This window comes from Serratia sp. 121840015-1 (assembly GCF_053627655.1).
This window is the reverse complement of the sequence record NZ_JBSEYF010000001.1, coordinates 482,977-506,225: the sequence shown is the minus strand read 5'-3', so window position 1 is coordinate 506,225 and position 23,249 is coordinate 482,977. Positions and strand designations below refer to the sequence as shown.

General features: G+C 53.3%; 29 protein-coding genes. 1 reads left to right on the top strand and 28 read right to left on the bottom strand.

Annotation, left to right across the window (positions count from 1 at the left end):
• Window positions 1-35: 35 nt before the first annotated feature.
• From ACUXAC_RS02495 to ACUXAC_RS02460, 8 genes are read right to left on the bottom strand one after another with little or no spacing between them, the layout of a single operon-like run.
• Complete coding sequence (locus ACUXAC_RS02495; RefSeq protein ID WP_454266452.1) at window positions 36-1,094, bottom strand: acyltransferase family protein; 1,059 nt, start codon at window positions 1,092-1,094, stop codon at window positions 36-38.
• Window positions 1,095-1,146: 52 nt separating this feature from the next.
• Window positions 1,147-1,659, bottom strand: a complete 513-nt coding sequence (locus ACUXAC_RS02490; RefSeq protein ID WP_454266451.1) for a gp53-like domain-containing protein — start codon at window positions 1,657-1,659, stop codon at window positions 1,147-1,149.
• A 30-nt stretch (window positions 1,660-1,689) separates the two neighbouring features.
• Window positions 1,690-2,364 (bottom strand): YmfQ family protein, encoded by a 675-nt coding sequence (locus ACUXAC_RS02485; RefSeq protein ID WP_454266450.1) that lies wholly within the window; start codon window positions 2,362-2,364, stop codon window positions 1,690-1,692.
• Entirely contained in the window at window positions 2,361-3,509 is a 1,149-nt protein-coding gene (locus ACUXAC_RS02480; protein ID WP_454266449.1) for a baseplate J/gp47 family protein, read from the bottom strand. The genes ACUXAC_RS02485 and ACUXAC_RS02480 overlap by 4 nt, the downstream gene beginning before the upstream one ends.
• Window positions 3,510-3,512: 3 nt before the next feature.
• Window positions 3,513-3,950: a phage GP46 family protein gene (locus tag ACUXAC_RS02475; protein ID WP_442984326.1), complete on the bottom strand. Its 438-nt coding sequence runs from the start codon at window positions 3,948-3,950 to the stop codon at window positions 3,513-3,515.
• Window positions 3,947-4,537 (bottom strand): phage baseplate assembly protein domain-containing protein, encoded by a 591-nt coding sequence (locus ACUXAC_RS02470; protein ID WP_454266447.1) that lies wholly within the window; start codon window positions 4,535-4,537, stop codon window positions 3,947-3,949. Before ACUXAC_RS02470 ends, ACUXAC_RS02475 begins: the two co-directional genes overlap by 4 nt.
• Window positions 4,534-5,604, bottom strand: coding sequence for a phage baseplate assembly protein (locus ACUXAC_RS02465; RefSeq protein ID WP_454266446.1), 1,071 nt, complete (start codon window positions 5,602-5,604; stop codon window positions 4,534-4,536). Before ACUXAC_RS02465 ends, ACUXAC_RS02470 begins: the two co-directional genes overlap by 4 nt.
• Window positions 5,601-7,004 (bottom strand): DNA circularization protein, encoded by a 1,404-nt coding sequence (locus ACUXAC_RS02460; protein WP_454266445.1) that lies wholly within the window; start codon window positions 7,002-7,004, stop codon window positions 5,601-5,603. The genes ACUXAC_RS02465 and ACUXAC_RS02460 overlap by 4 nt, the downstream gene beginning before the upstream one ends.
• A 48-nt stretch (window positions 7,005-7,052) precedes the next feature.
• Here ACUXAC_RS02460 and ACUXAC_RS02455 point away from each other — a divergent pair, with 48 nt between their 5' ends.
• Entirely contained in the window at window positions 7,053-7,787 is a 735-nt protein-coding gene (locus ACUXAC_RS02455; protein ID WP_454266444.1) for a hypothetical protein, read from the top strand.
• Between the two features lie 32 nt (window positions 7,788-7,819).
• Here ACUXAC_RS02455 and ACUXAC_RS02450 read toward each other — a convergent pair whose 3' ends face one another.
• The 20 genes from ACUXAC_RS02450 to ACUXAC_RS02355 form a co-directional block, all read right to left on the bottom strand.
• Window positions 7,820-9,697, bottom strand: a complete 1,878-nt coding sequence (locus ACUXAC_RS02450) for a hypothetical protein (RefSeq protein WP_454266443.1) — start codon at window positions 9,695-9,697, stop codon at window positions 7,820-7,822.
• Window positions 9,698-9,818: 121 nt separating this feature from the next.
• Window positions 9,819-10,109 (bottom strand): phage tail assembly protein, encoded by a 291-nt coding sequence (locus tag ACUXAC_RS02445; RefSeq protein WP_060441820.1) that lies wholly within the window; start codon window positions 10,107-10,109, stop codon window positions 9,819-9,821.
• 1 nt (window position 10,110) lies between these two features.
• Window positions 10,111-10,479 (bottom strand): phage tail tube protein, encoded by a 369-nt coding sequence (locus ACUXAC_RS02440; RefSeq protein WP_060432162.1) that lies wholly within the window; start codon window positions 10,477-10,479, stop codon window positions 10,111-10,113.
• 9 nt (window positions 10,480-10,488) lie between these two features.
• A complete protein-coding gene (locus tag ACUXAC_RS02435) occupies window positions 10,489-11,994 on the bottom strand; it encodes a phage tail sheath subtilisin-like domain-containing protein (RefSeq protein WP_060425452.1) in 1,506 nt (501 codons plus the stop codon).
• Window positions 11,991-12,185 (bottom strand): DUF2635 domain-containing protein, encoded by a 195-nt coding sequence (locus tag ACUXAC_RS02430; protein ID WP_454266441.1) that lies wholly within the window; start codon window positions 12,183-12,185, stop codon window positions 11,991-11,993. The genes ACUXAC_RS02435 and ACUXAC_RS02430 overlap by 4 nt, the downstream gene beginning before the upstream one ends.
• A 4-nt stretch (window positions 12,186-12,189) precedes the next feature.
• Complete coding sequence (locus ACUXAC_RS02425; protein ID WP_129993363.1) at window positions 12,190-12,732, bottom strand: ATP-binding protein; 543 nt, start codon at window positions 12,730-12,732, stop codon at window positions 12,190-12,192.
• On the bottom strand, window positions 12,729-13,076 hold the full coding sequence (locus ACUXAC_RS02420) for a head-tail joining protein (RefSeq protein ID WP_060441817.1): 348 nt from the start codon (window positions 13,074-13,076) through the stop codon (window positions 12,729-12,731). Before ACUXAC_RS02420 ends, ACUXAC_RS02425 begins: the two co-directional genes overlap by 4 nt.
• A complete protein-coding gene (locus ACUXAC_RS02415) occupies window positions 13,076-13,477 on the bottom strand; it encodes a hypothetical protein (RefSeq protein WP_454266440.1) in 402 nt (133 codons plus the stop codon). The genes ACUXAC_RS02420 and ACUXAC_RS02415 overlap by 1 nt, the downstream gene beginning before the upstream one ends.
• 1 nt (window position 13,478) lies before the next feature.
• Window positions 13,479-14,528 carry a major capsid protein gene (locus ACUXAC_RS02410; protein ID WP_060435587.1) on the bottom strand — a complete coding sequence of 350 codons (1,050 nt, stop codon included), beginning with the start codon at window positions 14,526-14,528 and terminating at the stop codon, window positions 13,479-13,481.
• Window positions 14,529-14,629: 101 nt separating this feature from the next.
• Window positions 14,630-15,031: a head decoration protein gene (locus ACUXAC_RS02405; protein WP_454266439.1), complete on the bottom strand. Its 402-nt coding sequence runs from the start codon at window positions 15,029-15,031 to the stop codon at window positions 14,630-14,632.
• Window positions 15,031-15,609 carry a hypothetical protein gene (locus ACUXAC_RS02400; RefSeq protein ID WP_160204064.1) on the bottom strand — a complete coding sequence of 193 codons (579 nt, stop codon included), beginning with the start codon at window positions 15,607-15,609 and terminating at the stop codon, window positions 15,031-15,033. Before ACUXAC_RS02400 ends, ACUXAC_RS02405 begins: the two co-directional genes overlap by 1 nt.
• A gap of 3 nt (window positions 15,610-15,612) precedes the next feature.
• Window positions 15,613-16,473 carry a S49 family peptidase gene (locus ACUXAC_RS02395; RefSeq protein ID WP_118892204.1) on the bottom strand — a complete coding sequence of 287 codons (861 nt, stop codon included), beginning with the start codon at window positions 16,471-16,473 and terminating at the stop codon, window positions 15,613-15,615.
• Window positions 16,470-18,113 carry a phage portal protein gene (locus ACUXAC_RS02390; protein ID WP_080431123.1) on the bottom strand — a complete coding sequence of 548 codons (1,644 nt, stop codon included), beginning with the start codon at window positions 18,111-18,113 and terminating at the stop codon, window positions 16,470-16,472. The genes ACUXAC_RS02395 and ACUXAC_RS02390 overlap by 4 nt, the downstream gene beginning before the upstream one ends.
• Entirely contained in the window at window positions 18,113-18,376 is a 264-nt protein-coding gene (gpW, locus tag ACUXAC_RS02385; protein ID WP_060420187.1) for a gpW family head-tail joining protein, read from the bottom strand. Before gpW ends, ACUXAC_RS02390 begins: the two co-directional genes overlap by 1 nt.
• A gap of 8 nt (window positions 18,377-18,384) precedes the next feature.
• Window positions 18,385-20,364 carry a phage terminase large subunit family protein gene (locus ACUXAC_RS02380; protein ID WP_454266437.1) on the bottom strand — a complete coding sequence of 660 codons (1,980 nt, stop codon included), beginning with the start codon at window positions 20,362-20,364 and terminating at the stop codon, window positions 18,385-18,387.
• Entirely contained in the window at window positions 20,336-20,935 is a 600-nt protein-coding gene (locus tag ACUXAC_RS02375; RefSeq protein WP_060432173.1) for a hypothetical protein, read from the bottom strand. The genes ACUXAC_RS02380 and ACUXAC_RS02375 overlap by 29 nt, the downstream gene beginning before the upstream one ends.
• A gap of 142 nt (window positions 20,936-21,077) precedes the next feature.
• The gene (locus ACUXAC_RS02370) at window positions 21,078-21,740 is read right to left on the bottom strand and encodes a hypothetical protein (RefSeq protein WP_060441810.1); all 663 of its coding nucleotides are present in this window, start codon (window positions 21,738-21,740) and stop codon (window positions 21,078-21,080) included.
• 304 nt (window positions 21,741-22,044) lie between these two features.
• On the bottom strand, window positions 22,045-22,242 hold the full coding sequence (locus ACUXAC_RS02365) for a hypothetical protein (RefSeq protein ID WP_060441809.1): 198 nt from the start codon (window positions 22,240-22,242) through the stop codon (window positions 22,045-22,047).
• Complete coding sequence (locus ACUXAC_RS02360; protein ID WP_060441808.1) at window positions 22,239-22,766, bottom strand: hypothetical protein; 528 nt, start codon at window positions 22,764-22,766, stop codon at window positions 22,239-22,241. Before ACUXAC_RS02360 ends, ACUXAC_RS02365 begins: the two co-directional genes overlap by 4 nt.
• Entirely contained in the window at window positions 22,766-23,248 is a 483-nt protein-coding gene (locus tag ACUXAC_RS02355) for a lysozyme (protein WP_454266436.1), read from the bottom strand. The genes ACUXAC_RS02360 and ACUXAC_RS02355 overlap by 1 nt, the downstream gene beginning before the upstream one ends.
• Window position 23,249: the final 1 nt, after the last annotated feature.

Sequence of the window (23,249 nt, the reverse complement as noted above, 5' to 3'; positions counted from 1 at the left end):
CTAGGCGGGTTTTCTTAAACTGGTTAAAATATAGATTAGGTTGTGACTTGCTTCGATTTTACGCTGAAAAAATATTTTCTGAATCTTTCAGATGGATTTTCAACAATAAAATACATCGCTATACCAAATGCTATCACAAAACAAAATGATAGCATTGAAATCATCATTGATGAACTCTCTCTTGGTATAACCCAAAATACATAATTATATAGATAAATTGAAAAAGAACACTTACCAACAAATGAAAGCAATCTCACCACTATCGTAGGGTTAACATTACCCTTGCCTCCTACAACAAACGACCACATAGAAATTGCCGCAAAAGTAGAAGCAACTATTTCATAAAGTTTAACATTGTTATTAAATCCATCACCCTTATAGAAAAGCATGACAACTAAAGCGACAATGGAAGATATCCTTATTGCTTTTAATTTACTAAAACTTAAGCCACAGTCGGATGAGACAAACAAAACCCAACCCAAAACAAAAAGATAAAGGTAGGATATTATTGACCACGTCAACACCCTATCCACGGTTATAAGATTAATAACGATGGAAGATACAGCGCAAATTGCAAGCAATATAATTCTATTGCGATCTGTTTTGCAAGTTAAAACGAAAATCGGCAACAATAAATAAAACTGCATTTCTACAGCTAACGACCAATAAACACCGCTAATGCTAAACATTGTACTTTCATTTAAGTTATGTATGAATGTCATGTGAGTTAAAATGTCATATATTCCAGTTGGCTTTTCTGCCACTCCATAACATCTTATCAATACTATCCAAAACAAAATAGAAATGTAGTACGGAATAGCAATCCGTAGAAAACGCTTTGAGAAATAAATAAAATAACTTGATTGTGAAACACCATTTGAAAACATGTTTCTTGTTGACATTCCCATGCAGTACCCGGAAATAACGAAGAAAATCCCAACCCCAATCCATCCATTCCCAAATGGACCATAAAGGTCAAAATAGTTACCCAATGGCAGCCCACTAGAAGAAGACCAGAGGAAAATGTGGAACGATGTCACCAATAGAACAGCGACTCCTCTGAATGCATCTATGATGTAGTTTCTTGTTTTCATATGGCATTACCCAATTTTAGATCATTGGATTATACCACATAGGTGGAATTTATCACCACCCAACAGCTACATAACTAAAATTGTCCACGTTGCCTGATGATCCTGAGATCCATCCAAAAACATCAAACCCATTCAGTGTATGATTAGCTGACGACACATATCTATTTGTATCGGTAACTTTTGACGGTATTACTGCAAGTACATTACTGGTAAAAGGTTTAGGGAAACTAACAGTACCAGACGATGCATTTATTACTGACTTGCCTGCTTGAATGGTAATCACCACATCGTTAAAAATATCTTTTACTGTAAAGCAAATCCCCAATGGGTTACTTTCCACCGTCACATTATTGCCAAGGAATCTTTTAATCGCTTTAAAAACTTGATTGTCATCCTCCGGGTTAAGTTCCATCCCTGAACCTTCCACAACGCCAATTAACTCGCGCTGGAACGTGTTCAACATCTCAGCATTGATAATGGTCGGCGGGATGCCCTGAGCCACATTACCATTCGTATATTCGCCGTTTGCATCTGCTGTATCAGTTGTGCTTCCTACTTTTCTCATGATAACTCCTGTAATTTAATATAGATTTGATTAGAGATAGCCCGATGCAGTGTCGAACATATCGGCAAACTCTGGAGTAACGTCGTAAACGCCCTCGTCGTTGAATCCAAAATTGATATAGCCAAATTTAACGATCGTATGCGAAGGCGCCAGCGCACTCATTCGACATTCAAGCTGCTTATTCCCCCATGAGCGTAACGGATCGCCGCAGTAACTCATCCCGGCTCGGGCATAGGAGATGGTTGTTTCCTCTGCCTCCACCAGCCACACAAACGGCCAGTCGTCGCCATTTAACCCGTCGCCACAGACAGACAGCCCGGCTCGCGCCTGGCGGTATTCCTTGATGGTGATGTTGTAACCGAGCGCTCTGGCGATACCGATAAAATAGGTGCGTGACTGGCCTCCGGTACTGATAAATTTTGATACCACGGCCGCCTGGCGTTTCGCTATCGTGTCAACCTCACCGATCGAACAGTCATCCGGCAAGCCGAGAGTTTTTTCCCACTCAGTCAGCATGATGGTTGCGGTTTCAGGGAAAGCGCCGACAAGCAACGCTATCGCATCGTTATCGCTACGCTGAAACCCTGCAGCCAGAGCCCGAATAACTGCACCCTGAATCCCGCCGGGGTCGCGCGGCCACGCTAACCCGGTCGGAATCAACGCCTGCAGCGCGCGCGAATACTCCTTTACGCTAAACTGGCTCATGTGTAGTTCACCTCGCCACGCACCGGCAGTTCCCCTACCCCCAGATCGATATTCGCGGTTGGGGAAACAAGGATAAAGCCTGCTGTGCCATCAATGTCTCCGATTGCCCTGTTCAAGTCAGAGAGGAAAATCTTGCCATTGCCGACCGGCGTTCCACCTTCGAAAAAGACATTGTCGATAGCCGCCGCAATGGCCGTGGTAATGTCACTGCCAACATGCGAAATGCCGCTGATCTCAAAATCCACCGTCTTGGCCACTGGCGAACAAACGTAAACAAGCGCAGTGACTGGCGCGCGTGGGTAGATGTAATCAGCCACACGCCCCTGATCTCCGGTAGCCTTCTGTGCGCCCCAGTCATCCAGCTGAGAAATACCGTCAGTCCCTACCGGGAAACCGTGATTGGTTTCGTCGTTGCCGTCGCACATGATGTACACCCCAACCGTACCGGCCCCCATCAGGCGCCGTTTGGGCCAGCAGCGTGTAACGCCAGGTACCGCCAGCGCCCACTGCTCGTAATCTGTGTCGCTGCCACCCTGGGGCGGATGTTGATAGGCAAGCAGCATACGGGCGCGGAAACTTTCCTGTGTCTCAATGTCTGCTCCGCCGGTGGCAGGCTCGAGCATTACGCCGCTGGCATCAATGCCGGGTAGAGAAACATCCAGTGTCAGGGTCGTGCCGGCATCCGCATTGCCGTCAATACCGCCCCCTGTCGGGTCGTCGATAATGTCGGGCAGTATTGCAATAAGCTTGCCGACACCTTTCCCATTTGCCCCGATCGTTACGCTCTCCTCAAGCCGGTAGAGATAACCATCACCACGGCGCAACACGGCACCTTTGTTGACAGGAGCGCCCGCAGTTCCGCTAAATTCATAAGACGGTGTGGATGCCGGATTGGCCGGGTTTTGGTAGACACTTTTAAGGCCAGCCCATCCAGATAGCCATTCATCGGTGGAATTAAAAGGGGTGGACTGCAGCGCGATATAATCCAGGTACCCGTAATGTAAATGGGCGAGGCCGGCGTCAGCATCCGCTAAAACACGCATGTTGGAATAGCGCAACAGCGCACCGGTCTTTCTCAGTTCAGCCTGAAGCTGTGTGCGACTTTTCTCACGCAATTCGGTGAGTGTCGGCCGATTGAAAGGCATAGTTTATTGCTCCCAAACCCAAAAAAATCGCATGTCCGTGCGGTCACCGGTGCCCGGACGCTGATAGCGAATGACCATATTTAGCCGGCGGGGATAAACGATCTGGGTTGCTATCGTGAACGACGACACCACACCATCAGAGATCAGCCACTGCAATGCCTCGCGGGCATAGTCTTCCGCTTTTTGAGCAACGTCCTGGGTCAATTTCTGACGACGCAACAACCACAGCCGGGAGCCTATGTTATGCTCCTCCCCCATATCCCCCCACCAGCCGCGGCGGTCTTCTCCGTCTATATCATCGTCATCACGGGCGACGCGATCGGTGAACAGACTGATAATCATCGCTGTCTGCAGGTCATCGCCATTGATCAAATCGCCGCGTCCCTCACGCCACTCGGCCACCAGCCGTTCAATGTCCCAAAAAGAGCTGATATCACTCATTCGACGATCTCCCCCGGTTTCTCGCTGGTTTTCTCATCGTTGCCGCTCTGGACATTTTTCACGATATGGCCGTGATCGTTATGGGCATCACGTAAGGCTTTCAGCGTGGCGCCATTGCTGTCGCAGTTGTCGATCACGTCGCCGGTCACTTCCAAACGTGGCGTTTCAAGCCTGATTTTCTCGGTGGCCGCAACGGTAACCGTAGTCGCATTGGCCACTGTTACCGGCTTCCCTTTCGCTTCTACCTCGATGCCGTTTTCCGTGAGTTTTACGAACATTCCCCACTGGTTATAAATCAGCGTCTCACCGCTTTTTAAACCCGATATCCTGTATTGCTGATTGTTGCTTGCGACGATCACCGCGCTGGAACGATCGCCGCCCAGATACGCCAGTACCACATCCGTGCCAACCGGTAGACCTGACGAAAACCCAAACTCCGCCATCCGCGGGGTGTCGCCCTTCACCTCCAGCGGCGTCTGATACTGTAGTTTTTGAATACCGCCTGCATCGCCGTACCCGGTGATCTTGCCCAGGCCAATCATCATGGCCACCCGGCGCCCAAGCTGCCTCAACATACCGTCATTCATCGATTTAGCTCCTGCACCTGGCTATAGAATTGATAGGGTTGAACGGCAAATGCTTCTTTCGGCATCATGATGAGATTGGCCCGCGTGCCCCGCTCGTCACGGGTAAAGGTGACCTCCGCCAGAAGCCACTGCACGTTATTGAGCCCAAAAACAGGAATATTGATGGGGATCAGCGTATTCGGCTCCCACAGTTTTCCGGCCTTGTCTCGCCAGCTATCGATCTCCACCTGCAGGCGTCGTGAACGGCCATATCGCCGGTTCATCTCCCAGTCGATGCAGTTTTGCGCCTGACCGTGAGAGTTCATCGTGCTCTCAACGATGACAATCCGGTTTCGGTAGCGCATTTTGGCGACCTCCGGATCCTGCGCGCGCGCCAGGGTAACGGCGGAATAGCCACCATCCGGCGACAACTCCATCGCCGGCGTCATCGACATCGATACCCCGACATAATCGGAAAACCGTTCATCCATCGATGACATGAAAGATGCCGTCTCGATATTTTCCCCTTGCGCCACGCCGCTGGCCGCCTTGCCGGTTCCGACGCGGGTAAGGAAAAGACTGCCATCGGGCTTGTCGTAATACAGCAGCGCAGCCCAACGGGTGATCCGGTCGATCACTTCTTGCGAAGACTCTCCCCAGTTCAGGGTAAATTGGGGAACCGTCGTCATGTCATTCACGTCGCTGCTTGCGGTGATACCGTATGGCGCCGCCAGCTTTTGCGCTATCTGCAATACATTGGCCTGACTGATCACGTTGTTAGGCCATTCGGCTGAACAATCCACCAAATCCTGGCATTTACTGCGGCCCGTAGCGCGAACTTCATGACGCTCTTTGCCAATCACCGGATTCCAGCGATCGACATAGCCGGTCATGACCAGATCATCCCCCAGATGCACCGTGCAGCTGTCTCCGGGCAGCACCAGCTGCTTTTCATCGTTACCGGGGTAATAGTCCATCAACGACAGGTCGAAATCCGATGGCAAGCGCTCAATGCCTCGCGTAACGCGAACAGAATCCCAGCCGGAAATTCGCTTACCGCCGGCCGTCAAAATCAGTTCATCTTTCATTTTCTCAGCGCTTTAAATTTGATGGGCATGAATGCCGGATGGCGCGGCCCGACAGACTGAACCAGTTCATCACCCCGAGCACCGTCCTGATACATGCGGTTGGCCAGCACCAACGCCGGTAACGATGTGGGCATAACAACCTGGGTCAGTGAACTGAGAACGGCGCCTTTCTGGCTGTAGGCGTTGACCAGCGCATCGCGGGTTTGCAACAAGTTCAGATAATCGTCGTCGTCACCGGCATCCGCCGCCATCAACAGCACCTCATCCAGCGTGTCGCAGACGCGATTAAGCATCAGAATGGCATCGTCATAGCTTGAGGGCTCATAATTGGCGGCGGTCGCTGCCAGTGCGCCAGCGGACAGTACGCAGAGCAGGATAGTGGCGCCATTGGCTACCGCATTTTCACCCGAGGTGGCGTAAAATGTGGTGTTTCGATACGAGGCCAACGTTTCCAGCATGCGGATTTTTTCTTCTACACTGCCGCTGAACGAAATGACCGCATCAATGATGGCCCTAGCATCAACGGGGAAGGCATCAACGGAGGCTACGCCCTCAAATGTGGCCGTGAGCGCCAATAATTCAGCGCGTCCTGTTACCGCTTGCGCCATTTTTTGGTTAACCAATCCGGCGTAATTGTCGGTATCTGCCGTTCGATTTACTGCACCGGTTGATCCCGAAACACCTCCCCCTACGGTGCCTTTGTTGTATCGCCCATAGCGGGCGCTACCGAAGGTCGATTTCAGGACATTACTGAGATTAGTGACCTCATTGGCGGTGCTTTTCACCATGTTTCCCCAAAACGCAGCGGTATTACGCAACGTCTTGATGGTCTGGGTTACACTGCGGATCTCACCTTTAACAGTGGCGATAAATTTTGTGGCCGCCATCAGGCCGGTTCGTAACCAGTTTGCCTGAACCAGTGATGCCGCCTGAGTGCTGCCGGTGATCGCAAACACTTTTAAACCGGACTCAATGACCGTCAGGGTAAACTCGAAGGACCGGCCGTTATCCACGCTCTCAAGTACCCGCAAACCGCCATCCGGCACACTTACGGTAAGCTCCCCAAGCGTCGGATGTATCAACGTACCCGGCCCTTCCGTCTCGCACGCAGCCACCAGCGAATCACGCTGCGTTATCACGTCAGGTGCGTCATACGCCAGGCTGTTATGGACGATGAACCCCCTGATCGTTAATTTGCGCGTACCACGCCCCAGGTCTTCAACCCAGGCGGTGTTGCGATAAGGGTATTCATGCACGGCCTGGCGCCGGCCAAATACGCCTTCGGCACTGACTACCGCAAAAGGAACGCCGCGAAATGATGCCGGGTGAATATGCTCAAACCAGTCCCAGCCACCACCAATCCCCAGCAAGGAAGATAATGCGTCATTGATTAGTGCCATGTTTTCTCCATAAAATGCTATGGACTCTGATAAAAAGGGAACTGACAGATGAATACGATATGTAAAATGATTTTTTCTCTATCATTAATACCGTTATATGCGCACTCAAGTACTTGTGAAAACAGTTACAATATGGGATATAAAGGCTTTACCTTCCCAATTATAACAAACTCGAGAAACACACCAGAAAAAGCCTGTTTCAGTGGTAGAAACGTTACAAGCTGGATTACAGAATCTGATGGCGCAAAACTCACATCAGTTATAAAGCTAGATGATGAAGAATTCTTCTACGTAACCACATACAATGAACAAAACGGAAATAGCGTATTGTATGGGGTTTATGAAAATTCAAAAGGCGAACCTAATAAGGTTAAACTGCTTTTTAACAACCCAAAAGAATTCGAACCAAAACTAACATTAGAAAACATGAAATTAGACTCATACGACAAAGAGAATGGAGTTGTCTATTTTTCAACAATGGCATGGACCACCAGTGACGCCATACACGCATTTAGCGTGCCAATGCAAAAATTAAAAATGACTTCTCACCAATTAAAAGAGAAATTTATAACAGACGGGAATTTCATTGCATTAGCAAATTCCGAAAAATGCCCATCGTGTATTGTCGTAGAAAAAATAAGTCATGATGAAAAAGGTGCATATTTCCCTAAATTCCTCGTTAATAATAACGGCGAAAACTTCTGTCAAATCAGCACAAAAGATGCAGCTTGGGAGTTAGCACCAGAATGCCTATCAAAAGGAGATGAAGAACGCCCACGATAGAACCTAAAAATCATAACCTGCAATCACGTAGGTTATGATATTGATTGCATTGACAAGGCCACGCGGCCACCGCCTTCAGTTTGAACCTTGCGGCGCTCGCCGGTCTGGGGATTGACCAGTGTAATTTCCAGTTGGAATTTGTTCTCGTCGATCGCCTTAGACATTGCATCAGAGATCTGGCCGATGGTTTCCTCTCGCTGATCATTCGGTGCAAACAGTGAGGCTTGCGTTGACGAATCCTTTGGCGTTGGCGGCGGTAATGACTGCCCCTGATCAGAGAGTTCGAACAAACCAGATGCTCGCTGCCCGTAAAGATTGTTCTGGTCACGCAAGCCAGACCAGCGAGGATCAAAGACCGAATCGCTGATCCCCCTGAAAATTTGATCACGGCTGTATGGCTGGGCGCCGTTTTCATGCTTGATGATGGCCGGGATAAGCTTTTCAAGCACCGCTGGCGAATGCAGGTCTAGCGATTCCGTGGGGTTAAATCCGGTCTGTTTAGCCAGGGCATCAATATAGGCCTGAGTGTTGTTTTCATTGGATGGCGCATACGTCGGGATGATGCTGTTCAACGTGTTTTTACCGCGATCGCCGAACAGCATCAGCTGTCGAGAGAGCGCCGCCAGCCCATCATTGGGATTTTCGAACGTGACAAAGCCGCCGTTTCGGCCAGTCATATTCGGGGCTGAACGCAGATTGCCCGGATTATTGTTGCGCAGCCCGAGTGCATTATTCCCCGGCTGGCCATACGGCAACATCGCCCCATTTTCTGCCGGCGCCGGGTAACCTGAAATTTTCTCGGTATCGGCTCTCAGCTGGTCGGCGCGCCATACGGGCTTATAATAGCCGTTCAGTTTCTTGATCAGATCTTCCGACGCATAGCCCAGTTTTAAATCCAGCTTCTCTTTCCATGACAGCGTGTCTTTAAATTTCTCGTCGCCTTGAGCCTGCCGCAAAACATCGGCCTGTTTCCCGCCGCTGTTAAACGTCAGGATCGAACCGATAGCCGTACTGTCCAGACCATTGGTGACGACCTGCTTGATCTGGTCTACCGAAGCCGCCAGGGTTTCCGACTGGCCCAACCAGGCCTGGCCTTTCATCAGCATACCGTCGTAGGCAGCACCTATCTGGTTAAGCTGCTGCTTGAACGCCAGGGCATTCTGCAGATCTTTCTCTGTAAATATCAGACCATCCCGGCGGGCCTGATCCTTGAGCCGTTGCACTTCACTGGTCGTGTTGCGCAGATAGCTGAGAAGATCGGGCGAAAGGCCCAATTTGTTGGCAAACAGTGCCTGCTGCCCAGCAGGGAGTGATTGCATGGCGCGGTTGAGATCGTTAATCAGCTTGCCTACATCAGCCAGGCCATCCTTGGTTTCGCTGATCCCTATCCCTCGCTGTTTCAACAAGGCGAGAAAGCCATCATTACGGCCGTGTACAGCATCATTCGCCTTTTCAAACAACTCACTGACCGAACCTTCCGCAGCCTCACGCGCGCTGCCGTTTTCAATCATGGCGCCAGTCAGTTCCTGAAACGCGTCCGCCGTCATGCTGACGTTTTTTGCAACGGTATCGATCCGGTAGCCGGCGTTGGCAAAATTGGTCAGGTTGTTTTTAACAACGTTGACGACCGCTGCAGCGCCACCCAGCCCGAGGGTTAATCCACCGACCATTTTGAGCGGCGGGACCAAATCGCCGATGAATTGGACGCCGCTTCTGGCATTTTTAGCCAACACATCAAAACGGCTGCCCAAATCGTCAAGGTTATCTCTGGATTCCTGACCGCCCAACGCCAACGCATCGCGTGTTCTGTCCAACAGCGGATTGAGGTGCTTTACAATTTCCTCAATCCGCAGAATTGCGGCTGACGCCTCATCATTAGCCGTCAGCTCAAAGTCGAATGACTTGGCCATTACTTGCCCGCCTTAAGCTTTTCTATCCGACGGGCCTGATCGGCCCAAAAATCCAACCGGGTACGGGTCAGGGACCACGCATCCTGCGGCCCCCACCCGTAATACTTCGTCACCTCAGCAGCTAGTTGCTGCCATCCGCCGAGGGATCGAAGGTCAAAAAAGACATCAAGTAGTCCTCACACTTCCTGTAGTCGGTGTAAGCCATGCCACTCAACACTTTTTCAGTTATGCCGGAATTTAACGCCAGCAGCAGCTTCATGGCCGCCATGCCATTCTTGCTGCGCTGCGTTTCATAGAACTGCTCAACCTCAGCCAGTGCGGGCTCTTTCAGTTCGAGGCTCTCGTAGCGGATGTTGGCCATCTCCAGCGCTTTGCTGAGTACGATCGTTTTGGTTTTATCAAGCACTGCCATATCAATACTCCGTTACCGATCCGCCTTCCCAGCGAACATCAAACACCGCTTCTTCGCTATCAACATCCTGCGTATTAACGGACCACATGTTTTCGCCGATCACCGTTTTACCGTTGGCCAGCTCAACAACCACCGTGACATTGGTGGAATCGTTGATTTTAGCAATCGACGTTCCGCCGCTGTCACGCGCCTGGTAGGAAATAAACGGCGCCCGTGGCTTTTCTTTGTAACCGTGCACCGTATCCATCCCGGTCAACGTGGAGCGCTCCACTTTACCGGGGCTGTATTTGAACTGGCCGGCAACCATGACCGTTACACCGTCGATGGTAACGTATGCAGTACCGGCCAGGCGGTTAGTTGTATCTCCCATAAATCCCCCTTAGGCCGCGGTCTGCGCGCGTCGCCATTGATTGAGTAGTGCGAAAATTTCCAGTTGGTCGATCAGCGTGCCCGTCCACAACACATCGATCCGTTTGGTATTGCTGCTGTTACGCTCCACCAGCAGTGTCTGCGCGAATGCCGCGGCATCCTGCACATAGCCGTTATATTCCAGCGTGCGATACTGGGCGATCAGCTCCGCGCGGATCACATTGGGCGTCACAATCGCGGAGCCTGGCGCAAAGCGGGTGCCGTCGTTGGCCAGCTTCATACGGCCGAACTTGGAAGTGATTTGCGTGCGCAGGAAACGGGTCACGAACATCAGCAGATAAAGCGTCTCAATATTCAGGTAGCTGTCATCTGCATCGCCGAACTTGTTCTTCTGGTAGGTGGTGATGGTTTTTTCAACCTGCACAGAACCATCATCAGCGACCGTAAACGTTGAGATACCGCTGTACAGCAGATTATTGCGCTCGGTCAGCATGAAGCGGGATTCCAGCGGCGGAGCCAGTACACCACTGATCGTCAACGTCTGCGTTGGACGGCCCGGATCGTTCCGCAGGCTCGGCGCAATCGCCCCGGTCAACGCTGCCGCCCAAAGATAAGCGGGCGTCGGTGAGCCATTGATCCCCAGCAGCGTCTCATGCTGGTTATTGCGTGCTTCGCCGGCGGCGGACAAGGAACCATACGTGCCCGCCAGCGCGCCGAATGAATGACCATAGAGCTGCTGTGCGTAAGACCAACGGCCGGTAGCATCTGACAGGAACTCTTTCACGGCATCCAGCGACGTGGTGTCCGTGTAGGGGTTGACGATGAAGTCAAATGCGCGATCTTGCAGATTACCCAGCGGATCAGTCAGAGACGGCGCACCGGCACCGCCGGCCATTGCCGTGATCTTCAATTCCATGCCCTGCGGGGTTTCCTCACCGCCGGCAGCACCCTGATAATTTAGGCGAATATCGATGCTGTTACCGTGCGCACCTTTATTTTTCGCCGTCAGGTTCACCGTATCAGTGGCTGTTGTATCCACGACAGCAGTAACCGGCAGCTTGCTTTGACCGTTGATCGCCGCTGCAATCGCCGCGGCCACGGCAACATTATCATCGGTACTGACGACCGTGAGCTGAACGCGAATACCGGCAATGTAGAGCGACAAAACGCCGGTCGCAGCCGCCGCTGTCACCACCTGTAATTTACCGGCTGCCGCTGCTGTTCCGGTGGTGCCATCCGATAACGGCAGGATCCAGATTTCCGCAGAAATGTCGTTGGCCAGATACGCCGCCATCATGTTGTGCAACATGGAACCGTTGCCGCAGATGCCTGCTACCGCCGATTCAGAAGAAACTTTCTGCGGAATGCCTGGCGTTGCCGTCGCCGTTGACAGCATCTGCCCGATCAACAGCGTGCGCTGTACCGCGGTCGCAGTATTCGCCATCGAGTTATCAAACTCGGCGTAGAAAAACGGCGCGCGCTGGTTTGAAGGGATGCGAGTAAATGGAACGGTCATTGATCACTCTCCTGGCTTTTCTTCCCCGCCACCGTCTTAGTCGATGCGTTAGGGTCGAATTTTTGTACATCGCCATCCTTCAGGCGGCGCCCCCAAAAAATATTATCGGGAACCTGTTCGCCGGATTCCGGCAAAAAGGTGCCCTTGACCGGATCGCGCACAATGCGCCCCGGTACGGGTTTCACAAACATAGGGTTACTCCAGATCGATTTTTACGAGTGGTTCAGGGGTGCCATCCGGCATGGAGATCGTGACGTCAATTCCCTCAAGCGGAGACGCGTCAATTTCATAAAACTCTTCGGGGCCCTGGTAGTATTCGATATCCAGTTCCATCAGTAACTGGGCGGTATGCCCTTCGCCGCCGGCGTCCACATCAATGGTCGAACGCACCTGCAGAAACTGCTGAATTTTTCGCGTCAGTTCATAGCTATTGATGACCGCGCGCTCTACCTGCTCGCGTAGCTGCTCTAACGCTTCTTCAGCTTTTTCTGCCCCATTGTCCTCCGCCGCATCATCCAGTTCCTGCAGACGCCCGGTGATACGGACCGTGGTCACCGTGTTGAACTGGGGCACATTGCGCCCCAGCGAATTCTTCACGTCGATCGGTGTCTGCACCAGAAGAACAGGATACATATCCGCAGTGGTAGGCCAGTCTCGAGGTGAATAAACCCGATCGGCGGCATCGGTCTTATTCTTCAACGCCTCAATGACCAGCAACCGGACTCCTCTCGGGTTCATGATTTCACCTTGTTGAGAATAAGCTTCGTCCCCCCGTGGCTATCAGGTTGAACATCCGCAACGGCAAAGAGCGTATTGACCGGCACCCCACCAACGATGCCGACCAATACCCTGTCCCCCTGTTTAGGCGGCGCCCGGAACTGACTATCACGCACACCCAGCACAGGCTTGGTGGTGTTAATAGTGCTGCCATCGTCCAGCGGCTCAACCTCTTGCGTATAGGCCCGATCGAATATGCCGCTAATGGTGTAAGGCTCCGCGCCGCCGCCAGGGCGATACTCAACCGGGTCACCAAAAACGCCGTGCAATGGCGCAAGCAAATGCTGATCCCAGTTGATTCCCATTACTCCCCCGATTGCACAGATACGGCCGGCGCGCTGCGAAGCAACGCTAACTTGCGGAGCTGCTCAACATCAGCAACCACGCCCAGACCAATCAGGCGCTGCGCATCCGCTACCGGCAACATGAACGCCCGGTTTTCTGGATAGTCGCAGCCATCGTGCCGCACCGTGTTACCTTTGGTGACAACCACTGAAACCATGCCGGCCGGCAGCTTCTCACCGTCCTGAACGTCATCCGCATCTTCGGTCTCGGTCTCGGTCTCGGTCTCGGTCTCGGTCTCGGTCTCGGCAGAATTTTCTGACGCCTGGCTGTCTACTTTCAACTCTCCGCCGTTTTCCTGTTCACCCACCATTAACTCGGGCGGCAAGCCGCCCAGTTCGTTACTTTGAGGTTTTTTAGCCATATCACACCACCGTCGCGCAGAGTGCAGCATTTACCCGGCTTGGGATAACCAACGGAGCTGATTGCATCATCAGCAGGCGTTGCGCCGGATCTTCTTTCACCCAGGTCTTAGGGGCATAGGCCAGAGGGCCATAGTTGAAAGCAGGATCGAGGATCACGCCAAACGCACGAGTCCCCATCAGATCAGCGCCAGACATAATGACGGCACCATCAGGGATCATCGGTTTTTCGACATTGTCCAGCGGGTCAATGAACCAGTCGTTATATAGCCACAGGTCGAAGTTGCCCCAGCGGCCTTTATAAACGGCCCCTTTCTGCACCTGCGCACCGGCATTAATCTGGTTGCCGAATGGGCTCAGCGCCGGGAAGGTGATGGCGTTATCCTTGATCGTGGTATCCAGCCGGAACGCTTTCCACGCCTTGTTAGTGAAGATCAGGTCCGTCGGTACCGCGCCGGAATTTTTGAGGATCAGGGTCTGCCATTCTTCAATATCATCCGATGGCTGCGTGTTGGTCGCGCCGGCCGCCACCGTTAGCGGCCATTTATCACTGCCACTGAGTGTAATGGTCAGATCAGGCGAACGGCCAAAATCCACCACCTTGGTTTCATAACCTTCCCCGTTCACGGTCACTTTCCCTGACACCATTGCACTGCTGGCCATCCATTCAAGACGGCGGTTAATCATGTCAATCTGATCTGCCATCTCGAACTGCAGGTTCAGCATTTCACGCTCTGCCGCGGTAAATTCGCCGCCGATACGTTCGCCAATCTGCCGACGGATTGGTTTGCGCAGATCCGGCGCGCGCTTGTCTTTGATGTATGCCGGCTTGAAGGTATTGGTCTGGTATTTGCGACTCTCAACCAGTTTACCTTCCACCAGCGGCGATACGAATGGCGCCATACGACGCAGACCCACGTCCACATCAATAGCAACCTCTTCCGTCTCGTAAGTCACCACGTTCGGGAAGAAGCGATCCAGAAGCCAGTTTTGGCTGGTTTTCAGGTTAGGGACGACCTGGACCAGCACGCTGGTATCAAAAATGTTTTCCATATTCAGTCTCTTTATGATGCCGGCACCGTAGCCGGCCAGAATTCAGGACGAGTGCAACCCTGCCAAAGAACTGGCATCAGTTACGTTTCAAAAGGGTTAGATCAGGATACCGGCGACTGGATGCTATCGCGCAGGAAGACAGCTAACGGGCGGAATTGCGCTTTCAGTTCAGCAATGGTCCAGGTCGCGTCGAAGATCAGGCGATGCTGGTTAAACTCGCCCATCAGATACACACCGCCAGTTTGTGCTGTGGTTGTGGTGTCTACGTTATCGACCAAGATGGCAGACGGCTTTTCACTGCCGTCGGTGGCGTCTTTTTTGCTCGGGATATACGCGCCGGTCGCTGTGACCACGCCGAGTACCGTCCCACGTTTAAGCGCCCCTGAAACACCGATCGTGACCGAGTCAGTGACCAGCTGTAACGGGCCGGAAACCAGCTGATCAGGTACGAACAGCGAACTTTTCATGCCCGGCGCGAATTGATTTTGTCCAAACTGGTCCATTACTTGTTACCTCGTGCAGTGTCATAAAGACTGGTCATTTTGCTTACCAGCGCATTTTTACCCGTTGCAGGCTTCTCTCCGTCGGGCCCTAATCGTGCCTGCTCAGATTCACGCATCCGGGCATCCAGCGACTTTCTACCTTGTGGCTGCGGGGATACGGCGCCCATCGTCGCGAGCGTGTCGATGGCTTCACGCGCACTCATCCGGGTATTGAAAGCCAGGTGAGCGGCCATGTCCGGGCGGCCGGCGGCGTGCTTACTGCCGAAAATAGCGGCGCAACGTTTCCGCTCTGCCCGGCGACCTTTTTTCACATCGCGGTTTTCATCCTCTTCCGCGTCTTCGTCGTCTTCTTCAGCACGACGGGATTTCGCCTTTTTGCCTTTTTCCTTTTCGTCGCCATCCTCCTCGGCATCAGGGTCACGCTCTTCATTCTCTTCAGCATCAGGGTCACGCTCTTCATTTTCTTCAGAATCGCGTTCCTCTTCTTCCGCTCGCCGAGATTTCTCTTTTTCGTCTTCCTCTCCCTCAGACGCTTTTTTCTTGAGGCCGAGAAGATGGGCAAACTTTAAATAAGACATACGTTAAGCTCCTGCTTCATTGATTAATTTTCGGAATGCGGCATCAGGGGTCATCACCGCATCGGCAAGCCCCAATTTGACGCCATCAGCCGCCAGGAAACAGGCAGCCTGGGTGTTACGGATAGTTTTTTCAGTGATCCCCCGGTTACGGGCTACCGTACTGACAAAAAGCCTACCCATCGCATCTACATCATCTTGAATCGCGGCGCGGGCCTGATCGCTCAATTTGACGTAGGGGTTGCTCTCGGCCTTGCGGTCACCGTAGGTGATGATGGTGACCGCAAGGCCGTCTTCTTTAATTCGCTGTGACCAGTCACAATGAATGACGATCACCCCGACCGAACCGACACCGCCAGTACGCGGTACATGAATGCGATCTGCCGCGCTGGCGATGGCATACGCGGCGGAATACGCATTTTCGGTAAGGATGGCGTGGATCGGTTTTGAACCGCGCGCGTGATAAATCTCATCCACCAGATCGAAACAGCCGGCTACCTCACCGCCGGGAGAGTCGATATCGAGGCAGATGCCGCTTACTTCGGGGTCACTGATCGCGGTCAGGAACGACTGCCTGATCCCGTCGTAGCCCGTCATACCGCTGTAGGGTCGCAGACTGCCCAACTTCTGAACCAATGTCCCTTGCACGGGTATCACCGCGATACCGCCGACCACGTCATAGCCAGCGTCCTGTTTACGTGCCTTTCGGGTAAAACTTTCATCATCCCCCAGCCAGTCAGATGCCAGCGTGTTGATGCGGGTTATCCCGAACCGGTCCATCATCGCGGCCATGACCACTTCGGCCTTTTGCGGGTGCAACGCCAGCGGTGTGTTAAACAGTCGCTGCGCCAGGTGCGGTAAATTCACTCTGCCTCCGGATCTTTAATTGTTTCAGGTGCCAGGATTTCAGCCTGAGCCCAGCTCGGAACCGGGAGCCCCCGCTCTTTGAAGGCGGCAATCTCGCGCGCACGCTGATCCAGCATTTCTTCCCAGTCCTCGCCGGCGTTTTCTGCCGATTCCATTTCAAGCGTTGAAAGCCCGGCATCCATACCCAGAATGGCGCCTTTCTTCTCCGCCACCGGGTCCACCCAGCCACGACCAGGCCCCATCCAGCGAGCACGACAATACGCCGCCCTGGCGTCCAGAAAGTGCGGTGCACCACTGGGCAGCGGTAAGTCTTCCGTATCGTGGATTTCTTCAATAAAAGCGGACAGGATCGGCTGGGCGAACCCCACAGAAAAATCATCGCGTCGGCGGGTCAGTGTCTTCCAGGCCTCAAGCATCGCAGAGCGTGCCGAACTGTAGTTAACATCAGACCAGTCCTGCGTTACTTGCTGTGTTGACAGGCCCGTTGCCGCGGCGATATTGCGCAGCGCTGCACTTTCAAACACCTCAAAATTGCTGTGAGGACGGGCAGCATTAACTGCCTTTACATCCTCACCGGGGTACAATATCGGCATTCTTGCGCCATTTTGCAGCGATATGCGGCGATCATTGTGAAAATCAACGCGTCCTTCTTGATAGGCACCGATCTGAGTATCGTCAAAGGTTTCCCCCATCGCCGCCTCAACCATCTGCGGATCATAGGGAGAGGTAATGTAGGCTCCAAATACGGCGTTCAGGATCGCTGCTTCAAGCTCCGACTGGTCATACTTGATGAGCATTTTCAGGCGCTGAACAACCGGCGTTAAAATCCCATTTCCCCGGTGTTGTGCGCCCCGCTCATGGTCATAATCATGGACCACATGCGGACGGCCCCAGCTTGTTTCCCGCGGGATGCGCCGCCACGTCATCGTCTTGGCGCCACTCCACCAATCGCCGATATGTGCTTCGCGGATGTGATACGCGATTGGCGCGCCATCACCGTCAATTTCAACACCACCGCGAACATTCGGCATATCGAAGTTTTGCTGCGGGTTACTCAACCGGTCCGGATCGACGATTTGCACCGTTGTAGCATAGCGGCCGCGCCCACGCCCCAGTCTGTCTGGCCGGTATTGCAGCACCGCCAACGCATCACCATCAAGCAGCTTGTGCCGAAAACCCAGGCGCAGCATTTGAGACACCGTTTGTTTGCGCTCAACATCGCAATAACGTCCCGGATCATTAGCCCATGACCGCCAATGAGCCTCAACCACCTTGCCATATTCATCTGCCCAGGTGGCGTCGAAGGCTGTATTGCCGGTCATCAATGCCAACATGCGATAGTCAGGCTTGAGGATGGGACGAAAGTTGGCGCCGACGGCGTTATCCAGCACGCGGGTAATGCTGCCGCTGGCCCAACCATCATTGCGTGCAAGATCTCGCACACGGGAAACAATGCGATCACGGTAGATATTGATCTCATTGTCGGGTGACCATAACGCAGGCTGCCAGTTTGCCAACTGGTCGCTAAACGAATCCGCCGCATCGTAAGGCACACGGCTGCCGCCCACCAGCATGGATGCCTTAGACCGCATCGGCGGTAGCGGCTGCCCATTCGGGCCTAAAATTTTGATGTCATTCATCAGAATCTAAACCTCATTGGCCGACGTGGGCGGGGAACAATACCCAACTGCGCCTGCAGCAACTGGATCAGTGCCATCAGGTCCGCCATTGAGGCTTGTTGATAAGAAACAGAACGCGTGCCATCACCTTGCGTGTACGAGAACGACACACCGCGCGCGCCGGCTGCGAGGTCAATATAGGCCTGTTGCGCCTTTGCCAATGCGTCCTGCAATTGCGCAGGCGTCATCGCACCGGCCAACAGGCTGGTGTTACGGTTAAACATAGGGATCCTTATGATGGCAAAAGTTGTGACAGGCGCTTGCGCTTCGGTTTTTCCGGCTCTTCAATGATGACGCCAGGCAGTCGAAGGTTTTGTTTTTCCTCCGGCTGCTGCGGCGCCGGCAACAGGCGATCGGGATTGATCGCGATGTTGTCCGCCAACAGATTCAGCTTTAAACCGAGATAAAACAGGCCGCACAGGGCTGCATAGCTGTACACCCTGCAGTCCAGCGCTTCGTTTGCCCTGCCTGGGAGCTGCTCCCAAACTCGGTAACGCTGGCCGCCGGACACCTTCAACACCGAACGTTCTGCCAGCAACTGGCTGAAATAGTTCAGGTCACGGTCTGCCGGAAAATGCATGTAACTGGCTGCAGGCTCACCCGGTGCAGGCGGATCGATATGCAGTCGCCCGCGGATGGTATCCTTGGCCGCATTCACCCCAATGATGATTGGTTTGAAACTGGCCTTTGACTTGGACGTTGGCTTTTTCGTCGGCCAAACCGGCGACCGTTTACCACCGCGCGCCGATTCGCCCTTGATCGCCCAAATTCGGCGGCCAAGGCGCTCTTTGGCAAACTCGTAAACTTTCTGGGTATGGTGGCCACCGGAGTCCATGCAGGCCGCCATGATCGTGAATCCACGCCCGTCAGCCCGGCGCCAGACCTGCTTGAGATACGCATCGAGGCGTTGCCACGGTTCGTTGGTTTCCAGATCGCCCTCAATCACGTCGAAGGCAATCGACCAGCTCTCCTCATTACGTCCCCAACCCGTCACCTCAATTTCAAAGCGACCATCCTGGGTATCGATGCCGGCCGTTAATACCGCCACGCCGTCAGGCACTTCTGCTGCATAGACTTCACAGCGCTCCAGCAAGCGTTTCTCGCTCAGCGCTTTTTCGCCGCGGTCTTCATACGGCTCGCCAAGCACCAGGTTGATAAAGGTCTGACGCATGAGCGGATCGTTTTTCACCCGTAGCCACTCAGCCACCAGATATTTCCAGGCCGCGTTCGGGAACAGGCTGTAACCCGCCCAAATGTGAAAACCCGCATGCCCTTTAAATGGTTTGGTTGCGCGCCATTCGCCGCGCTTCACCATGCCCGACTTTTCGTTATGGTGGATCACGCAACCATTATGCCGGCAGACGTAATATGCCGATTCTGGGATGCCTTCTCCATTTTCATCCTTGTCCCACTTGATGCCGTATGGCGTCTCAGGGCCACCCCACTCCAGTACCTGAAATTCACCGCAGTGCGGGCACGGGACGTAATAGCGGCGCTGATCGCTTTCCTCATACGCCTTTTCAATCCGGCTGGTGCCTTTCACCGTTGGCGTCGAACCCAGGGCAATTTTGCGGTTCCAGAATGTTTCGGAACGCTTAATGCCCAGTGCAATCTGATCACCTTCCACCCCGGCGCCGCCGGACGGATAACCGTCAACTTCGTCAAACAAGATGATCCGGCATGTAATACGGCGGAAACCGCCGGGGCTATTTGCCCCCACCAGCGTCAAATTGGCGCCGTTGGCAAAGGTCTTTTTGAGGATGGTCTGATTACTGTCCTTGGCCTTTGGATCACCACAGATTTCCGCCAGCACCGGGGTATCACGCAACATCGGCGCGATCTCGTTTTTACTGTAATCTTCGGCATCTTCAACACGCGGTTGAACAATGAGGATCGGCGACGGGTCATGCGCCAGGTAATAGCCGACAACGTGGTCAAGGATTTTGGTGTAGCCGACGCGCGCCGACTTCATCACCGACACCTGCGTCACCGCCGGATCAGTAATGGCATCCATCATGCCATCCTGGTACGCGAAAGACCGGAATCGGCCTGTTTGCGCACTGGTTTCTTTCGAGAGCACCGCGTATTTATTAGCCCATTCGCTCAGTGACAGCGGTTCGGGCGGGCGAACATCGGAGCGACGCTGGCGCAGCTCCCCGGTGAAATTCTGCCAGGCTGCAGCGTTAGTTCTCTCCTCGGTTATTATCTGCATCAAGGCTCAATTCCTCCATCGCCTCGTAAACCACCTCCTGCAGTGCCTGGACAAACTCCGCGTCGTTGGTGGTAGAAGCCAGCACCCGTAACCGGGGGCCATGTTCAGGAGCAATCGCAATGAGACGGGTGCGCATGCGGGCGTATTCATTACCTACGGCCTCGATCATGTCTTTGTACGGCAGCACCTGCCCGGATTTAATGTCGTACTCGAGCTGGGTAAGCAACGCGAGGAAGTTTTCTTTCATCTGGCGCGCTTCATCAAGCGTCATCGTCACGCCGTGCTCGGCGATCATCCGCTCAACGGTTTTCGTCGGAGACTCGGCCAGATCCTTATCGTTTTTGTTACCTGACTTGTTACCCGAGGATCTGTTACCTGTTTTGTTACCCTGCTTGTTACCTGCCGGTTTTTTCTCTGGTCGGGTAACAGTTTTTCGGAAGCGCTCGATGTTCGCATTCGACGCTTCAACGTCAATATCGTCTCCGGCCAGAACCAGCCAGCCGCGGGCCTTCCAGGTCGTTACCGTCTTTCGGCTGACGCCGTGAAGTTTGGCAAAATCTGACTGGTTCATCTGTTACCTCAGGTGTTACCTGTTACCCAAATTTCAAAAGTTGATAGCTAGACGCAGAACGCGGCGCGCAATGCCCGTGAGATAAAAAAGTGCCAGGAAGGACCCATTTTTTTCTGTAGCCTCCCCCGAGGGTGATCGCCGATCATTTTGCTGTTCGCATCGCCTCTGCCATAGCCCTGCTCAGCTCTGTCGGCATCAAGGCATTCGCCATAGCCTGCGCACGGTCGAAATAGCCAAGCGTTGGCTTAACGGGAAGCGCGTCACCGAATCGTATAAGAAGCTTTGGCGCTCTTTGCTGGATGCGAGGTTGCCGCGTGCCATTGGCTGAGCGTTTACGCCGGCGCCCTTTGCCCTTTTTCACCTTTTTGGCTTTCTGCCGCTGCCATACACCGTTGACTTTCTCGCCGTATTTGGTGGTCACAGCGCCAATGAACACGTCATCTTTAGCCTTCAGCTGCGCCATCTTGTTGCGCGTCAGGTTGCCGTATTTGTTCAGCTTGATGTTCTTGGGGTTCAACAGCGCCTGGCTGTTCAGCTTATGCTGGCCACCAAATTCGAACGGCTCCAGATAGCTCGCGGCGGTGTCCATCACGAACACCTTGGCCTTCAGGTTGCTTTTCCGGGCGCCGAACGATTTAACCGAGTTGACTGTAAACGGTGTGGGGTTTTCCAGATGCCGCTTAAACGCGGTTTTCTCCGCTGCCTCTATCTTTCGGGCGACGCTTGTCAGTGCCTGCGCCGTAGCAAACGGGATTTGCTTTCGTACGCTTTGGAGTTGAGCCGACAGCTCTTTTAAACCTGCCATCCTCACCTCCAATAAAAAACCCGCCGGAGCGGGTTCGTTCAGTTATCAGTATGCGAGCCAGGTAAAGCCCCAGAGCTTTTTCTGCGCTTATGCTCTTTTTCAGATAAGAACTCGCTCGGCGCGTTATTGAATCCACATCCGTTGCAGATATAGTCACCTGTCCAACCGCCTCTTTGCTTATCCTTAGATACAGCAGAAGAACCGCATTTAGGGCAATACTTCATAATGCCTCCTACCATTGAAAGTATGAGGATTATAACTCAGCATTATCGATGGCACTCAGTGAATGCCACCTGTAATGCCGTTAGGCCAGTTGCAGAACGCCGTGCTCTTCCGAGTCCGAGTAAGCGATCAGGCCGTTGTACTCCGCAACCATCTCGCCATCCTCAGCCTCAAACGCTGGAATCGTGCCGGTGGTAATGGTGTAGGACGGCTGGCCTTCCTCTTCTGCGAAGCGCGCCAACTCTTTAATCTGTTCCAGGGTCAGTACAATCTTGCTCATCGTTTTCTCTCTTCTTCGAGCCGGCGTATTGCCAGCAGTTGGTTGTTCGCCTTGTCGAGCGCCGCCAGCAGCGGATCAATCCACAGCACCGCCTGACAGTATGTCAGGGTGCCGGAGGCAGTGGCGCCAGCACCGGTTGCGTCAGCGACGATGGTATCGGCTGACATTGCGCGGGAACGTAGACTGTGCGTGTAGTCGAGCAGCCCACCAGCAATAGCGGCAGGCACAGCCAGATCACACGTCGGCTGTTTCTTGAGGATCGTCCGGTATTCAATTTCTTTCCCCTGTGTGGCCGCGTCGGTGTTGATACCGTACTGAGTCGCCGCGTTGCTGATTTCGTTGGCGCGCTGGAACTGAAAAGCCTGTGTGGCGATTGTATTCGCCTGGAGGCTGTTATCGCTCTGAAGCTGCTTAACCTTCTCACCGGCCTTTACTGCGCTGCTGTGGAAGTAAAACGCCAGCCATGCCAGCACAATGACGATGATCAGCAGACCGGCACCCAATGCCGTCGTTAATCGGTTCATTATTGGCTCCAGTTGCAGATCTCGCGCTCAACCTCACGGCGGTTAATCAACCCCTTCCAGACCTTGCCACCAGCTTTATTCCAACGCCTCATTTCGTCACAGGCGCCACGGCTGTCACCAGCATTAAGCTTTTTCAGCAGCGTTGATGACTCGAAAGCCCTAACGCCGACGTTGTAGCTGAAGCTGATCAGCGCCGCCTTCTGGTATTCGCTGGCTGGCACCTTCACCGAACGCTCTACCGAACGGGCGAAAGGCTGCAGGTCTTTATCCAGCAGCGTTTTGCATTCGACTTCGGTGTACGTCTTATCGGGGATAATGTCTGGCCCAGTGTGGCCATAACAGACCGTCAGCACGCCAACAACATCACGGTAAGGCTTGTATTCGACGCCCTCAAGCGAGGGGATCAACACCGCGGCTATCGCCATAGCGCCACCAGCAACAGCAGCACTTAGTTTTTTCTTTAAAGAGGCCGTTATCGCCATG

What these genes read in the sequence shown, in the direction of transcription:
- ACUXAC_RS02495 (WP_454266452.1), bottom strand. Translation starts at nt 1,094, where the DNA reads ATGAAAACAAGAAACTACATCATAGATGCATTCAGAGGAGTCGCTGTT.
- ACUXAC_RS02490 (WP_454266451.1), bottom strand. Translation starts at nt 1,659, where the DNA reads ATGAGAAAAGTAGGAAGCACAACTGATACAGCAGATGCAAACGGCGAA.
- ACUXAC_RS02485 (WP_454266450.1), bottom strand. Translation starts at nt 2,364, where the DNA reads ATGAGCCAGTTTAGCGTAAAGGAGTATTCGCGCGCGCTGCAGGCGTTG.
- ACUXAC_RS02480 (WP_454266449.1), bottom strand. Translation starts at nt 3,509, where the DNA reads ATGCCTTTCAATCGGCCGACACTCACCGAATTGCGTGAGAAAAGTCGC.
- ACUXAC_RS02475 (WP_442984326.1), bottom strand. Translation starts at nt 3,950, where the DNA reads ATGAGTGATATCAGCTCTTTTTGGGACATTGAACGGCTGGTGGCCGAG.
- ACUXAC_RS02470 (WP_454266447.1), bottom strand. Translation starts at nt 4,537, where the DNA reads ATGAATGACGGTATGTTGAGGCAGCTTGGGCGCCGGGTGGCCATGATG.
- ACUXAC_RS02465 (WP_454266446.1), bottom strand. Translation starts at nt 5,604, where the DNA reads ATGAAAGATGAACTGATTTTGACGGCCGGCGGTAAGCGAATTTCCGGC.
- ACUXAC_RS02460 (WP_454266445.1), bottom strand. Translation starts at nt 7,004, where the DNA reads ATGGCACTAATCAATGACGCATTATCTTCCTTGCTGGGGATTGGTGGT.
- ACUXAC_RS02455 (WP_454266444.1), top strand. Translation starts at nt 7,053, where the DNA reads ATGAATACGATATGTAAAATGATTTTTTCTCTATCATTAATACCGTTA.
- ACUXAC_RS02450 (WP_454266443.1), bottom strand. Translation starts at nt 9,697, where the DNA reads ATGGCCAAGTCATTCGACTTTGAGCTGACGGCTAATGATGAGGCGTCA.
- ACUXAC_RS02445 (WP_060441820.1), bottom strand. Translation starts at nt 10,109, where the DNA reads ATGGCAGTGCTTGATAAAACCAAAACGATCGTACTCAGCAAAGCGCTG.
- ACUXAC_RS02440 (WP_060432162.1), bottom strand. Translation starts at nt 10,479, where the DNA reads ATGGGAGATACAACTAACCGCCTGGCCGGTACTGCATACGTTACCATC.
- ACUXAC_RS02435 (WP_060425452.1), bottom strand. Translation starts at nt 11,994, where the DNA reads ATGACCGTTCCATTTACTCGCATCCCTTCAAACCAGCGCGCGCCGTTT.
- ACUXAC_RS02430 (WP_454266441.1), bottom strand. Translation starts at nt 12,185, where the DNA reads ATGTTTGTGAAACCCGTACCGGGGCGCATTGTGCGCGATCCGGTCAAG.
- ACUXAC_RS02425 (WP_129993363.1), bottom strand. Translation starts at nt 12,732, where the DNA reads ATGAACCCGAGAGGAGTCCGGTTGCTGGTCATTGAGGCGTTGAAGAAT.
- ACUXAC_RS02420 (WP_060441817.1), bottom strand. Translation starts at nt 13,076, where the DNA reads ATGGGAATCAACTGGGATCAGCATTTGCTTGCGCCATTGCACGGCGTT.
- ACUXAC_RS02415 (WP_454266440.1), bottom strand. Translation starts at nt 13,477, where the DNA reads ATGGCTAAAAAACCTCAAAGTAACGAACTGGGCGGCTTGCCGCCCGAG.
- ACUXAC_RS02410 (WP_060435587.1), bottom strand. Translation starts at nt 14,528, where the DNA reads ATGGAAAACATTTTTGATACCAGCGTGCTGGTCCAGGTCGTCCCTAAC.
- ACUXAC_RS02405 (WP_454266439.1), bottom strand. Translation starts at nt 15,031, where the DNA reads ATGGACCAGTTTGGACAAAATCAATTCGCGCCGGGCATGAAAAGTTCG.
- ACUXAC_RS02400 (WP_160204064.1), bottom strand. Translation starts at nt 15,609, where the DNA reads ATGTCTTATTTAAAGTTTGCCCATCTTCTCGGCCTCAAGAAAAAAGCG.
- ACUXAC_RS02390 (WP_080431123.1), bottom strand. Translation starts at nt 18,113, where the DNA reads ATGAATGACATCAAAATTTTAGGCCCGAATGGGCAGCCGCTACCGCCG.
- gpW (WP_060420187.1), bottom strand. Translation starts at nt 18,376, where the DNA reads ATGTTTAACCGTAACACCAGCCTGTTGGCCGGTGCGATGACGCCTGCG.
- ACUXAC_RS02380 (WP_454266437.1), bottom strand. Translation starts at nt 20,364, where the DNA reads ATGCAGATAATAACCGAGGAGAGAACTAACGCTGCAGCCTGGCAGAAT.
- ACUXAC_RS02375 (WP_060432173.1), bottom strand. Translation starts at nt 20,935, where the DNA reads ATGAACCAGTCAGATTTTGCCAAACTTCACGGCGTCAGCCGAAAGACG.
- ACUXAC_RS02370 (WP_060441810.1), bottom strand. Translation starts at nt 21,740, where the DNA reads ATGGCAGGTTTAAAAGAGCTGTCGGCTCAACTCCAAAGCGTACGAAAG.
- ACUXAC_RS02365 (WP_060441809.1), bottom strand. Translation starts at nt 22,242, where the DNA reads ATGAGCAAGATTGTACTGACCCTGGAACAGATTAAAGAGTTGGCGCGC.
- ACUXAC_RS02360 (WP_060441808.1), bottom strand. Translation starts at nt 22,766, where the DNA reads ATGAACCGATTAACGACGGCATTGGGTGCCGGTCTGCTGATCATCGTC.
- ACUXAC_RS02355 (WP_454266436.1), bottom strand. Translation starts at nt 23,248, where the DNA reads ATGGCGATAACGGCCTCTTTAAAGAAAAAACTAAGTGCTGCTGTTGCT.